Origin of the sequence: Enterobacter bugandensis, assembly GCF_900324475.1 — a bacterium.
Lineage (GTDB): Bacteria > Pseudomonadota > Gammaproteobacteria > Enterobacterales > Enterobacteriaceae > Enterobacter > Enterobacter bugandensis.
Genome location: NZ_LT992502.1, coordinates 1548607 through 1562238, shown reverse-complemented (window position 1 = coordinate 1562238; position 13632 = coordinate 1548607). Strand labels below are relative to the sequence as shown.

At 56.1% G+C, this 13632-nt stretch carries 15 protein-coding genes; 3 read left to right on the top strand and 12 right to left on the bottom strand.

What is annotated here, in order from left to right; translation table 11 throughout:
* Positions 1-5: 5 nt before the first annotated feature.
* The 9 genes from gspK to gspC are packed head-to-tail and all read right to left on the bottom strand — an operon-like array spanning position 6 to position 8339.
* Positions 6-1016: a type II secretion system minor pseudopilin GspK gene (gene gspK, locus DG357_RS07575; protein ID WP_045261800.1), complete on the bottom strand. Its 1011-nt coding sequence runs from the start codon at positions 1014-1016 to the stop codon at positions 6-8.
* On the bottom strand, positions 1013-1654 hold the full coding sequence (gene gspJ / locus DG357_RS07570; RefSeq protein ID WP_047368188.1) for a type II secretion system minor pseudopilin GspJ: 642 nt from the start codon (positions 1652-1654) through the stop codon (positions 1013-1015). Before gspJ ends, gspK begins: the two co-directional genes overlap by 4 nt.
* Positions 1651-2028, bottom strand: coding sequence for a type II secretion system minor pseudopilin GspI (gene gspI / locus DG357_RS07565; protein WP_088204920.1), 378 nt, complete (start codon positions 2026-2028; stop codon positions 1651-1653). Before gspI ends, gspJ begins: the two co-directional genes overlap by 4 nt.
* Complete coding sequence (gene gspH, locus DG357_RS07560; protein WP_028012526.1) at positions 2021-2506, bottom strand: type II secretion system minor pseudopilin GspH; 486 nt, start codon at positions 2504-2506, stop codon at positions 2021-2023. Before gspH ends, gspI begins: the two co-directional genes overlap by 8 nt.
* A complete protein-coding gene (gspG, locus tag DG357_RS07555; RefSeq protein ID WP_028012525.1) occupies positions 2506-2955 on the bottom strand; it encodes a type II secretion system major pseudopilin GspG in 450 nt (149 codons plus the stop codon). Before gspG ends, gspH begins: the two co-directional genes overlap by 1 nt.
* A 3-nt stretch (positions 2956-2958) precedes the next feature.
* The gene (gene gspF, locus DG357_RS07550) at positions 2959-4167 is read right to left on the bottom strand and encodes a type II secretion system inner membrane protein GspF (protein ID WP_088204919.1); all 1209 of its coding nucleotides are present in this window, start codon (positions 4165-4167) and stop codon (positions 2959-2961) included.
* Entirely contained in the window at positions 4167-5645 is a 1479-nt protein-coding gene (gene gspE / locus DG357_RS07545; protein ID WP_088204918.1) for a type II secretion system ATPase GspE, read from the bottom strand. The genes gspF and gspE overlap by 1 nt, the downstream gene beginning before the upstream one ends.
* Positions 5646-5659: 14 nt before the next feature.
* Entirely contained in the window at positions 5660-7594 is a 1935-nt protein-coding gene (gene gspD, locus DG357_RS07540; RefSeq protein WP_048959671.1) for a type II secretion system secretin GspD, read from the bottom strand.
* 13 nt (positions 7595-7607) lie between these two features.
* Entirely contained in the window at positions 7608-8339 is a 732-nt protein-coding gene (gene gspC / locus DG357_RS07535; protein WP_041910664.1) for a type II secretion system protein GspC, read from the bottom strand.
* A 301-nt stretch (positions 8340-8640) separates the two neighbouring features.
* Between gspC and DG357_RS07530 the strand changes: the two genes are divergently transcribed.
* Both DG357_RS07530 and DG357_RS07525 read left to right on the top strand, forming a co-directional pair.
* On the top strand, positions 8641-10206 hold the full coding sequence (locus tag DG357_RS07530; RefSeq protein ID WP_088204917.1) for an ExeA family protein: 1566 nt from the start codon (positions 8641-8643) through the stop codon (positions 10204-10206).
* Positions 10206-10844, top strand: coding sequence for a hypothetical protein (locus DG357_RS07525; protein WP_069732570.1), 639 nt, complete (start codon positions 10206-10208; stop codon positions 10842-10844). Before DG357_RS07530 ends, DG357_RS07525 begins: the two co-directional genes overlap by 1 nt.
* Here the strand turns inward: DG357_RS07525 and DG357_RS07520 are convergent, their stop codons facing one another.
* From DG357_RS07520 to DG357_RS07510, 3 genes are all read right to left on the bottom strand, one after another.
* Positions 10845-11468 (bottom strand): helix-turn-helix domain-containing protein, encoded by a 624-nt coding sequence (locus tag DG357_RS07520; protein WP_028012518.1) that lies wholly within the window; start codon positions 11466-11468, stop codon positions 10845-10847.
* A gap of 272 nt (positions 11469-11740) precedes the next feature.
* Complete coding sequence (locus tag DG357_RS07515; protein ID WP_088204916.1) at positions 11741-12571, bottom strand: N-acetylmuramoyl-L-alanine amidase; 831 nt, start codon at positions 12569-12571, stop codon at positions 11741-11743.
* Positions 12568-12891, bottom strand: a complete 324-nt coding sequence (locus DG357_RS07510) for a heavy metal-binding domain-containing protein (RefSeq protein ID WP_028012516.1) — start codon at positions 12889-12891, stop codon at positions 12568-12570. The genes DG357_RS07515 and DG357_RS07510 overlap by 4 nt, the downstream gene beginning before the upstream one ends.
* A 97-nt stretch (positions 12892-12988) precedes the next feature.
* On the opposite strand from DG357_RS07510, the gene DG357_RS07505 reads away from it, so the two are divergent.
* Entirely contained in the window at positions 12989-13507 is a 519-nt protein-coding gene (locus tag DG357_RS07505) for a lipoprotein (protein WP_028012515.1), read from the top strand.
* The last annotated feature ends 125 nt before the right edge of the window (positions 13508-13632 follow it).

The window sequence follows — 13632 nt, the reverse complement described above, 5'->3', positions numbered from 1 at the left end:
TTTTCTTATTCAATCATTCGGTAACGACGTTGCCACGTCACGATCTCACCGGCCTCGTTATTGACCTGAAGCTGGCTAACCACGCGAAGCGTTAATTCATCGGTATTGCCGGTATAGTTCACGCGGAAATACCGGCTGCTGATGGAGAGAAGCTCAGCCACCTGCGGGAGATCGTCTTTCAACTGCGGGAAGGTCTGCTCCAGCGCTTTGCTGAAGGTTTCCATATTTTCCCAGCCGGTTTCTGGACGCGAATCAATCAGGCGAACGGCATCATCTTCCGTTAATTTTCCGGGGAACAGGGCGGCCAGTAAGGCGGCCTGTTCCGGTTTCAGGGTGTTCACATCCACCTTGCTGGCAGAGTCCGGCAGCGCGCAGAGCAGCTTGCTCACCTTCGGATATGCCGCTACCGGGAACGCGGGCAGCTGTTTGATCTCCGCAATGGTGCGCATCATCTGGTTCGCGGGCTGTCGGGCGGGCACAACGCCCGCCCAGGCATCGCTCTCTGCACCGTCTTTGGCCGTCGTCGCGTCGCCATCGAGATAGTCCACCAGCTGTTGATACACCTCTTCTGCCGTAGTGTGGCTGATGCCGCTTTCCGTCAGGATCTGTTCAACAATCTGCTCGTTGCGCGGTTTTTCCGGCACGGCGGGCGCGTTTTGCCCCTGTGGTATTTTCTCTGCGGCCAGCAGGTTATTGACGTTAAAGCAGTCCTGCGCGTCTTCCACCTGGCTGACCACCGTGTAATCTTCGCCCCGCGTCTCCAGCGGCTGGTGCCAGTCGCCGTCAAGGTTCAGAGCCTTGTTTTCACCGGTGGCGTCGGTCTGCAGGCGGTCCTTCACCACCTTCTCCTGCGCCTGCATCGCCCAGCGCAACTGCTGCTGGCTGACCTGATAATGGGTTTTCTGCAGATTGCGACAGAACTGCTGGCTAATTTTGGCGGCCAGCGCCGACATCATGACCAGCAGGATCAGCACCACCAGCAGCGCTACCCCTTTCTGTTTACGTAATGCACTCATGATTTTGCTTCCGGTGCCGGTGCCGCCACCGGCGCAGGCGCGGTCTCTGGCGCAGCGGCGGGCGCTGGCGCCGCCGCTTCAGGCATATCGCCCGGGGTCGTAAAGACCCAGCGCCAGGTATCGCCGTTTTCCATGGTCAGCGTCAGCTCCACGCCGTCCGGCAGATGCGCCGGGTCGCTCCAGCTTTTCTGCCAGCCCTGACGATAAAAACGCCACTGCAGGGATTTCACCTCGCTGACAATCGGCACTTCATCGGGCTTCGCGTCCACCGGGCCATCAATCACCGGCCAGACGTCGCGATACAGACGCCCCTCTTCCAGGCGCCAGCGCACACGCTCCAGCTGGATCGTTCCGCTCACGCCATTCAGCGTGGTCAGCTCAAGCGCATCATCCACCTGACGAAACAGATCCGGCTCGTTACGCGGGGCGCGCGCCTGCAGCTGGTAGAAATCGCGCTCCATCAGATTCCAGGCCCGCTGCAGCTGATTGAGCTTCGCGGCGCTGGCGTCGGTTGCCGAACTGGTGCGCATTGCGCCGTCCAGAATTTGCCAGGCCAGGGTGCTGATCACCGCAAATATCGTCAGGGCAATCATGATCTCCAGCAGGGTAAACCCGCGCTGGCGTCGCGTTTTTTTCACTTGCTCTCTCCCGGCGGAACGATCTGCAAAGCGATAACCGGCTGGCTGTCGTCCCCTTCCGCGTAGACGCGAATGGCGTTCGCCCAGCCGTTGTCGGCGGTTTTCACCCGCTGCTTGCGCCAGTTCCAGCTGCGCCCGCCCATGATTTCCGTCCCCTGCGCCTCGGCGTCCGGGAAGTCGGTTTTCGTGAGCTGCGCTTCCGCCAGCTGATTTTCCGCCACCCAGTTGGCCTGCAGCGTGTCGGCCAGGCCGTGAGTGAAACGCACGTTCAGGGAGACGGAGTTCATCAGCGCCAGCGCGGCGGTGGAGAAGATCACCAGCGCGACCATCACCTCCAGCAGCGTCATCCCCTTTTGCTTTTTGCCGTTAGCCATCGTTCTCTACCGATACAGGCGCAGCGCCTTGCGACACCACGCGGAAATGGTGCTGTTTGTCATAGCTTTGCAGCGTCAGCGTGAAGCGGCTGATTTCGCCGTCCGGTAAAAAGAGCACCTGCGGATCGGCGCTTACCGTGGCGGCAAGGCGCTGGGGCGAGAGCGAAACGTGCATCTCTTCCGGGAAATCGCCTTTGGTGGTAATACGCCCGGCGGATAACGGCACCCAGTGACGTTCGCCGTTTTTATCCTCGAGCGTCACCAGCTGATAATTATCCGTCGTGATGACCAGCCCGACGATATTTCCGTCCATCACCGCACGGTCTGAACCATAATCAACGAGGGCTTTTAATTGCTGGCCAAATATATCCGCACCGCTGCGTGAGGGTATGGTTGACACCACCATCATGGCGCAGCTGGCAAATATCACCAGCGCCAGAATAATTTCCAGCAACGTAAAGCCGCGTTGTTTATTCATTATTTCTCTTTCTTATCCAGAGACCAGTTCGTAATATCATCGGCGGTATTGGCTTCACCGTCCGGACCGGCGGAGAAGACGTCGACCGCGCCGTGTTCGCCCGGGCTAACCAGAATATAATCTCCGCCCCACGGGTCCTGCGGCAGGCGACGGATATAGCCATCAGCACGGTAGCCGTTCGGGATTGGCGCGATTTCAGGCTTGGTGACCAGCGCCTGTAAACCCTGCTCGGTTGTCGGGTAGCGGTGGTTATCCAGCTTATACATATCCAGCGAACCTTCGAGCGCGACAATATCGCTGGTTGCTTTTTGCGTATCTGCTTTTTCTTTATTGCCCATTAAGTTTGGCACCACCATGCTCGCCAGTACGCCGAGAATAACAATGACCACCATTAATTCGAGCAAGGTGAAACCCGCCTGACGCGCCAGGTTTTTACGTTTTAAAGCCATGATTTAACCTACCATATTATTAAGTTGCAGAAGCGGTTGTAATATTGACAGCACGATGAATAAAACAATCGTCGCCATGGATACCACCAGCGCCGGTTCAAATACCGACAGCGTTAATGTAATTCGATGCTGCAATGCCGATTCCTGATTTTCCGCCGCGCGGTCCATTAAATTGCCTAATTCTCCGCTCTCTTCGCCGGAGGCAATCATATACAGCATGGTTGGCGGGAATAATTTCGCCTGTTCCAGCGCGGCATAGAGCGATGCCCCCTGGCGCACGGTATCAGCGGCCTGCTCCAGCACCTGCCGGGCATAGAGGTTTTCGATACCGTCCATCGCGATGTACATCCCCTCCAGCAGCGGCACGCTGCTGGCCTGCAAAATGCTCAGGGTGCGGATATAGCGGGCGCTGTTGATGGCGCACACCAGCTTTTTGATCGGCGATCCGTTCACCAGCCAGCTGTGCCAGCGAAAACGGTTTTTGGCGTTTCTCAGCCAGGTCTTAAAGCCGACAAACCCGCCGCCGAGGATCGCCACGATGTAGATCCCGTACGCCTGCAGAAAATCACTCACCGCAATCAGCGTGCGGGTGGTGATCGGCAGCTGCTGCTTCATGTGGGTGAACTGCTCGATCACCTGCGGCACCACCGCCACCAGCAGAATGCTGATGACCGCGATGGCGACCACGGTCAGGGTAATCGGGTAGACCATCGCCTGCGTCAGCTTGCTTTTCATCTTCTGGCGCTGCTCGTTGTACTCCGCCAGCTTCTCCAGCACGTCGCCCAGGTGGCCGGTTTTTTCGCCGGCCATCACCAGGGTGCAGTAGAGCTTGTCGAAGGTGCGCGGGAACTGGCTAAACGCGTCGAACAGCGTGTGGCCTTCCACTACTTTCTCGCGGATCTCCACCACCATCGCCGCCAGCTTTTTGTCCTCCGTCTGCTTCGAGATAGCCTTCAGGGCGCTTTCCAGCGGCAGCGCGGCGTTGACCAGCGTCGAAAGCTGGCGGGTAAACATCGACAGCACCGGCGTGGAGAGCTTTGCGCCGGTTTTCGCTTTACCGGACGCCGCCGCCTCGCGGGTTTCGTTGATGCTGACGGGCATCAGCTTTTGCTCGCGAAGCCACTGGCGAACCTGCTTTTGCCCCTCGGCCTGCAGCGTGCCGCGCTGGGTTTTCCCCGCGCCGTCCGTTGCGGTCCAGGCGTAGAAGGCCATTACGCATCCCCCCCACGCTCGGCGGTGACGCGCATCACCTCTTCCAGCGAGGTCACGCCGCTAATCACCTTCAGCAGCCCGTTTTCACGCAGGCTGTAAGCCTGCTTAAAGAGCTGCGTCTCGATGGACATTTCGTCCTTATCTTCATGAATGGCGCGGCGCATGGTGCTGTCCACCACCAGGAACTCATGAATACCGGCCCGGCCCTGATAGCCGCTCTGGCGGCAGTGTTCACAGCCCACCGCGCGGTAAATCGCTTTTGGCGGCGCGTCCATAAAGCTGAACAGCGCTTTTTCATTGGCATCCAGCGGACTGGTGATCCGGCAGTGCGTACACAGCCGACGCACCAGACGCTGGGCAATGACACCGAGCAACGATGAACCGATTAAAAAGGATTCCAGCCCCATATCCCGCAGGCGGGTTATCGCCCCTGCGGCGCTGTTGGTGTGCAGCGTAGACATGACCAGGTGACCGGTAAGCGACGCCTGCACCGCAATTTGCGCGGTCTCACCGTCACGAATTTCCCCGATCATCACCACGTCCGGGTCCTGACGCAGAATGGCGCGCAGCCCGCGGGCAAAGGTCATGTCCACGCGCGGGTTAACCTGCGTCTGCCCCACCCCTTCCAGCTCGTATTCAATCGGGTCTTCTACGGTCAGAATGTTGCGTTCGTGACCGTTCAGCGCCGAAAGAATGGCGTACAGGGTGGTACTTTTACCGGAGCCTGTCGGCCCGGTGACCAGGATAATGCCGTGCGGGCGGTCAATCAGCCCTTTCAGCTTCTCCAGCTCTTCATCAATCAGGCCCAGCTTGTTGATGTCGGGCTTGAGATTGCTTTTATCGAGCAGACGCATCACCACGCGCTCGCCGTACTGGGACGGAATGGTCGAGACGCGCACGTCGATCGCCTTGCGGCCAATGCGCAGGGAGATACGGCCATCCTGCGGCAGGCGCTTCTCGGCGATGTCGAGTTTTGACATGACCTTGATGCGCGATACCAGCAGCGGCGCGAGCTTGCGCGCAGGCTGCAGCACCGGGCGCAGCACGCCGTCAACGCGGAAGCGAATGCTCAGCGTGCGCTCGAAGGTTTCGATATGAATATCCGACGCGCCGTCCTTCACCGCCTCGCCGAGAATGGCGTTGATCAGGCGGATTACCGGCGAGTTTTCGTCATTATCGAGCAGATCTTCGTTATCCGGGATCTCCTCGGTTAACGCCATCAGGTCGATATCCGCGTCCATATCGTCCACCAGCTGCTGCGAGACGCCGCTGCTCTGCTGCCAGATTTTGGCCAGCATCTCGTCAAACGCTTCCGGCGTGAGGGTGACCGGGACGAACGCGCGTCCCAGCACCCGGCGCACTTCCAGCAGTGCAAATGCCGGGGTGTCATCACGGATATAGACGTCATTGTTATAAAATAAAACGCCGTTATCTTTTGCGTAGCTGCTGCTACACAGTGTTTTACTCAGTTCGTCCACGTTGCCCCTCCGCCTTACTCTTTAAACGGATTGCGTGTCGCGCTGGTTTTCACCGGTGCGGCATGGGTGGCAGTCTTAGTGTCGGCAGACGGAAACGCGGGCAGAATGGCGTTATCCGCTGGCTCAATAATGCCGAGCTTTTTCTCCTCCACGCGCTGCATCTGGCGAACGCGGATCTGGTCATATTTCTCTTTCGACGCGGCGCTGTAGTTGTCGTCGTCACGCAGGACGGTGGTATGGATAAACACCATCAGGTTGCGTTTCGACGTGTCCTGCGAGGTGTAGCGGAACAGCTGGCCCACCAGCGGGATATCGCCGAGCAGCGGCACTTTGGAAACCGACTGCTTGGTGACGTTTTCCATCAGGCCGCCGAGCACCACCGTCTGGCCACTGTGGACCATCACTTCGTTATTAATGGTGCGAGTGTTGAAGGTTGGGCCGAGGCTGGCGTCTTCCGTCGCGCTGTTGTCAACGCTGGAGACTTCCTGCTCAATCTTCAGGTGGATCATGTCACCGTCGTTAATCTGCGGCACAATTTTCAGCTTGGTACCGACGGTCTTACGCTCAACGGAGTTAAAGACGTTGTCGCCGCTGGTGGTCTGCGAACCGGCAAGGACCGGCACGTCCTGGCCCACGTTAAACGACGCTTCTTTGTTATCCAGCGTGACCACGCTCGGCGTGGAGAGAATGTCGTTTTTACCGTCGGTGGAGAGCGCGGTCATCAGGGCGCCGAAGTCGCCGTTGAAGAAACCGGTCGCCAGGCCGGTGAAGCTTGCCCCCTTCATGGTGCCGTTTTTAATCTGGCTGATAGGCAGGCCGGTTGAGCCGAACTGCACGCCGCCGTGTTTGCTGGTCCACTGCACGCCGAGATCCAGGCCGTTACCGTCCTGCACTTCAGCAATGATCGCTTCCACCAGCACCTGCGGACGGCGAATGTCGAGCTTGTCGATCACCTTCTCCAGGGAGTTCATCACGTTAGGCTGCGCGGTGATCACCAGCGAGTTCGTTGACTCGTCGGCGCTAATATTCAGATCGCTGGCCGCCGTGGCGGTTTTCGACTTCGGCGCACCCGCCTTGTCTTTCAGCTGCTCGCCAATACCGGTCAGCACCGGAACCACTTTGGTGGCGCTGGCGTATTTGAGGTAGAAGACGCGGGTATTCCCCTCGTTGTTCTGCTCGCGATCCAGCTGATGGATCAGGGAACGGGTGCGCATGCGCGCATCTTCCGAACCGCTGATCACCAGGCTGTTGGTCTCGTCATCCGCTACCACCTTGGTGGCGAGCTGCGGCGCGTTCTGCCCCTTCTGCTCTTCGTTGTTGAGGTTGTTCAACATGTCGGAGAGCTCTTTGGCGGACGCAAAGCGTAGCGGCACGATTTCGCGACGCTGAATGCCGTCTCTGTCGACGCGCTGCACCAGATCTACCAGGCGGTTCACCACCGAGGCTTTCCCGGTTAACAGCAGGACGTTCGACGGCTCAAAATGCACCACGTTACCGATACCGGTGGCATCGTTCAGCTGGCGCAGCAGCGGCGCCAGCTCACGCACCGGCACGTTTTCCATGCGCACGACGCGGGTGATGATCTCATCGCCTTTGCCCGGATTTTTGCTGTCGGCCAGCGGGGCCCCGGCGGTGCGGGCTACGCTTGAGCGCACCACTTTGACCATGCCGTTGTCCATCGGGATCACCGACAGACCGTACAGGTCCAGCACGCTCAGGAAGAACTGGTAATACTCATCTTCCGTCAGCACGTTATAGGTTCTGACCGACACCGTGCCCTGAACGGACGGGTCGACGAGAATGGTTTTGTTAAGATTGCGGCCTACCGTATCGATAAACTCGCGGATATCGGTATTTTTAAAGCTCGCGCTAAAGTTGGCTGCAAGCAGCGAACTGGAATATAACGACAATGCGGTCAGCGCCACGCACGCCCAAGGAAATTTCTTCATGTCTGTACACTTGTTAATTGTTTAGAACATTAACCCGAATATTTTCAAGGTGAGCGTGACGTCTGACGACGACCTCCGCTTCTTTCATTTTCGACCAGTTGGCAATAATACTTTTTGCCTTTGCTTCATCGGTCATATCGACAGAGTTGACTTTCACAGCCACGTCGCCCTTTTCCAGCCCGGAATGGCTGAAGAACGCTGAGGCATTCCTTGGATTGATGTTGTAGCCTTCCAGTTGGCCTTTTTCGATTACCGGTTTTAACACCAGATAATCATCCAGATGCACGCTTTCCGCGCCTGCATCTTTCGTCGATTTGGTTACCGGGCCGCTGTCAACGCCGCCCTTAAAATAGTCAGGCTTATTTAACGCCAGTACCTGCGTAGCACCTTCGTAATTAACCACCACATTGTCTTTGTTAATTTCCTGAATAAAGGCATCGTTGAAACCGGTCAGCGGCTCGCCTTCGCGATAGCTGCGCTGGCCTGCCGGGGTTTTAATCACCGCAAAGGAGAGCCAGGCATCGTCACTGCTGACAATTCCTTCAATTTCCGCTGCCAGCGGGGCTTTCGCGGCAGCCGGTAAGTTATCCTGACGCACCGCAGCCGTGAACAGAGTAAATGTCTTTTCTTCACGACGATTTTTCAGCGGCTGTTCATCAGATTTAGCCAACTTATTCGTAACTTTTTTATAATCTTTAAACGTCAGATAGCCTTGCTGGCCGCAAAAAATTAACAGCACAAACATAATACAAGGCGTTATCCACCGTGACAGAAATGAGAACCTCATTTTTCATCTGGCCTTTAGCAAAGCGGAAATAAGCAGCGTCGGGCTGCGCCAATATGTGTGAAAAATAGTAATTAACTGCCGTAAATACGACCATCGACTTCGCCATTAACTTTAATAAAAAAAACTATTGACCAAATAAAATCTGGATGTTAGGTCATTGCAACTGGATATTTTTACCCTGTGCGCAAATTGACCACCCTGTGGCGTTGCTTTACTTTCTCGTCCTGTTGCTATTCCTAATCAGAGACGGTAAGTCGTTATGTATCAGAGCCACTTTAAATTTAAACAACCGCCATTCAGAACAATCACGGGTTTCTCCGGCGATTTTCTGGTGCCTTATCATCAGGACGTATTTAACCTGCTGAAAGAGAAAAGCCAGGTGGCGGGAATTATCGGGCTCTTTTGCAACGACGCACCGCTGCTGGGCCACTTCAGCGATGCGCTGAAGGCCAGCCTTCCTGGCGCCATTGCCATCAACGCGTTTCCTAAGCTGAGTGCCAGTAGCCTGCTGTACAAGCTCAACCCGGGAACGAAAGAGAGCAAGAGCCGCATTCAGGCGGTGGATGCCGTGCTGCATCAGTGGCAGGGCGGAAAAAACCGCAGCAAAACCCTGGTCATCCGTCACGCGGAAGCGATGAAGGAGACCTGCCGTGAGGTGCTGGGGATGTTGCTTACGCGTGCTCAGGAGCTGGAGTTCCGTCTGTCCATCGTGCTGATGGGCAGCGCGGAGCAGGAAGCCGCCCTCTTACACCCATCTGAACTTCGCGAATATGCCCATACCCGTCATACATTGCGTCCCCTGACCTGCCGGGAATTTCTCAGCTATGTGCAGGCGCAGTGTGAAGAACACGGGTGCGAGAATTCGCCGCTAACCCCGGCGCGCGTGCGCAAGATGCACGCGCTGACCAAAGGCAACATCAGCAAACTGAATGAACTGGCGCACCTGTCAATGCTCGCGGCCTGGACCGAACGTGCAGCGCAGGTCAGCCCGCGTCATTTACGCCTGGCGGCGGGAGAGCTCCTCCCGGCAAAAAAACACGGTAAGCGCCTGGCGACCGTGGGATTGTTCGCCTCGGTTCTGTTCGCCGCCTGCGGATGGTATTTAACCACCTCAATCAATGCAAAACTGCCGATTCAGCTTCCCGTACCGGCGAGCTGGAAACAGCAGAAGCCAAAAGCCGACGCGCCTGTCGTGCCGGTTATCGACAATGAAGTGGTTAATCAGCCGGATGCGATGCACCAGCTGTACCTGATGTGGGGGTATGACGCCTCCGCGGATGATGCGCTGTGTCAGAACGCCGGGAAGGTCAATCTGATGTGTAAACAGGGCAACGCGTCACCGGATGCGCTGGCACAGGAGGGTTATCCGTGGGTCAGTGAACTCAAAACCGGTAACCATCTTAACTACGCTGTTGTCGCCCGCGTAGGCGATGACTCGATGGATCTGCTGATGAATAACCGCACCTGGCAGGTGAGCCGCAGCTGGTTTAACCAGCATGCCACCGGTAACTTTACCCAGCTGCATCGCCTGACGCCGGAAGGCAAAGATGCCATCAGCGCCGCCAGCGATGCGAAAGACATGGGCTGGCTGGATCAGGCGCTGAGTCTGGCTCTTGGCCAGCCTGAAACCCATGCTCAGACCTGGAAGGCTGAGATGATGAAACGCACCCGCGAGTTCCAGCAAAAAATGCATCTGCATGTGGATGGCATTCCTGGGGAAGATACGCTGATGCAGTTAATGCGTGAAACCCATACCACGCCGAGCGTGTTGATTCAGGCCACGCATGCCACACCGGACGCCAACACGCAGGAGAAGCATTCCTAATGTCTACCATCTGTCTTGCGGCTCAGCGCAGCTACACTACCGGAGAGGCGGTCTGGTTTTCGTACCGCCTCCCCAGCCTGAGAAAAATTTGCGGTCATACCTTTTTATGGGTATTGGGTTTGTGCGCCCTGGTCATGGCAGGGCTGTACGCGCATATTTACTGGAATTTGCGCCACCCGGCCCCTGAACCGGTAAAAGCGAGCGTCGCTAAACCGGAAACGCAGCTTTCCGATATGCATTATGTGTACGTGAGTAAACCGTTCCCGCATCCGCATCCTAAACCGGCCCCGGTACGGGAAGAGATGCCGCCCATGCAGGATCTGCCGATAAGCACCGATGATGCTGACTGGCAGCAGGCCCCTGACAGCACCGTGCCGCAGGATGCCGGGCACGATACCTCGCGTGATACCCTGCCGGGAACCGAGGCGCACGAAAACGCCACCGCGTCGTCGGGAAGTGAAGATGCTTCGTTAGCCGAATTGTTTAAGCAGGCGTTAAAAGAACAAGAGCAGGATTATTCTCAAGGCAAAATTCCCGCGCCGCCGGTTGACGAAACGCAGGATCAATCGCAAAGCAGTTTGTTGCATAACGATAACGTCCAGTCTCCTTTGAGTAAAAAAGGAGACCGGCTGGAGTAGTTAATATTTTTCAGGTAGCGTGGTGAGGTTAAGCAGACGACCTTTCTCCACCACAATATATTGACCTTTTTTCAGGTCGGAGAGGATTTTAATAATGGTACTGCGGGCCAGGTTGGTATATTCCTGAATATAGTCATAAATATTAATATCGCGCTGTTGGTGAACAATCAGCTCATTAATTTCGTAGAGGAATTCGCGGACCACAGAATAGGCGCTACGGGCGACCAGAACATCATCGCGTTTGCTCAGCAGGCAGATGTACCAGGAGAGCACTTTGGTCAATTCAGGCCAAAGGTTTTTCTCGGTCATAAGCTGCGCGAAGGCCTCTTTTTTGATGCTGCGTACCACGGTGTTTGCGCGGACCAGGCCGTACATATGGGCTGACTGATAGAAAATAGCGGACAGGCCAAACACGCACTGTCCGGTGACGGTAAACATGCAGAGTTCGTCTGATTCACGACGGAATTCGACTTCGCCGCTGACGATAATATGAATATACTGAGAGTCAGCCGTGGAAATTTTCTGCCATTTCTTTAAGGTTTTCTCTTCAAAACCTTCCGTGGCAGAAATAATGGCTTCCATTTCAGGTTGTGGACGTAATTTTTTACCGTAAATGCTTAACATTGTTATACCCATTTAAGATTAGATTTATTAGACATAGCATGGCCGCGGTATTAAAACCGAAAACCAACAATCTTTTCCTGATGAAAGGCTCAAGGAGAAAATAAGAACGCCTGCCGCCAGCAATATTTTTTTGATTTACTTAGCAAGCTATGTGTCTATCTTAAATCCGGATAATTTTAAGTCAATTTACTAAAAATGAATTGAGTTTGTACTTAAGATTAATCTCAAGCACAAATAAGGGGAAAACGCGCATTCGGGCGCAAACCGAAGGTTTACCCCTGCCCGTATTTCTCTAAAAGGGCTTCTGCAATGGCCATCGTTTCCACATCCGCGACGCCGTTCCATACCTGCGGGCGATAGTGCATCTGGAAGGCGGTGATAACGCGTTGCTGCTGCTGATCCGTGGCGTTGTCCGGCACCTCATAGCCATAGCGCATCAGCAGATCGAGCAGGGCTGCACGATCTACCTCCTGATAGCGCGGACGACCATTGATATAGAAGTTCACGCGCCCGGCATCGGGCCAGGCCCCAATCCCCTGCTTCGCCAGCGCCTGCCAGGGAAACAGCGGGCCGGGATCGTCCTTACGCTGGGGCGCGATATCAGCATGCGCCACCACGTTCTGCGGTTTGATGTCGTACCGGGCGATAATGTCTTTCGCGAGCGGGATAAGCGCCGCGATTTGCGCGGGCTCAAACGGGGCGAAAACTTTCACACCGTCGCGCTTCTGCCAGCCGCGGTTCTCCAGCTCAATGCCGACAGACGTGTCATTGATCCGGTTGGTGCCGCGCCAGAAGCTGATGCCCGCATGCCAGGCCAGCTCGCTCTCCGGCACCAGCTGCCAGATGCGCGGTTTGCCGTCGGGTGCGGGCGGCTTCGCAGGGATGAGATAGTGGGAGCTGACGTTTTTGTCCGTCAGCGTGGCCAGCGAGGTGTCGAAGTCGTCGGCGGTGTAGTGGATCACCAGCACCTTTATGCGCGGGTAGGCCGCCTGCGCCTGATGGTGGGTATCCAGCTCGTAGGCACCTTTATCAACAATGCCTTTTTCCTGGGCGCATCCTGCCAGCAACATCGCCAGCAGGAGCGTTGAAAGCGAGCGCTTCATCGACGGGTTTTCACCGCCGTGCCGCTTACGCTCACCATCAGCATGCTCGAATCTTTGCCGACGGTTTCATAATCAATATCGATTCCTACAACGGCATCTGCGCCCAGCGCTTTGGCCTGCTCGCCCAGCTCCTTAAACGCAATTTCGCGCGCTTTACGCAGCTCTTTTTCGTACGCGCCGGAGCGTCCACCGACGATGTCACGAATCCCGGCAAAGAAATCCCGGAAAATGTTCGCGCCCAGAATCGCTTCGCCGGTGACCACGCCGCAATACTCGGTAATGGTCTGTCCTTCCAGGGTTGGCGTTGTTGAAAACTGCATACTTTCTCTCCTTCTTTAGCGTTCAATGCGTTAGCAACAGCATTATCGGTTCGTTACGCTATGATTGAAAGGATAGTTAATAAATAAGGAAATCAACATGCGCTACTCTGCTTTAACACTTTTAGTGCCCTGCGCGCTGGTGCTCAGCGCCTGTACTACCACGGTCACGCCAGCCTTTAAGGATATCGGTACCCGCAGCGGCCCCTGCATAGACGGCGGCCCGGATACCGTGGCGCAACAGTTCTATGATTACCGCATTCAGCATCGCGGAAATGATCTCACCGCCCTGCGCCCGTACCTGAGCGATAATCTTGCAAAACTGCTCAACGATGCCACTCGCGATCCGCAGCATAACGCCCTGCTGAAATCCGATCCGTTCTCCAGCCGCACCACGCTGCCGGACAGCGCCGAGGTGGCCAGCGCGTCAACCATCCCGAACACCGATGCGCGGAACATTCCGCTGCGCGTGAAGCTGACCCAGGGAACCCAAACCTGGCAGGACGAAGTGCTGATGATCCGTGAAGGCCAGTGCTGGGCGGTGGACGATGTGCGCTATATCGGCGGCAGCGTTCATGCCCCGGCCGGCACGCTGCGCCAGTCGATTGAGAACCGCTAGATCATTAGTGATAAAAATGTTACCCCCGTAAAATGTCCGGCATTTCACGTGGAATGCCGACATTTATACTCGCCGACCTTGCCGTTCGCTATTTTGTGCTATGTTTAAGAGGAAATGCGGGTTAT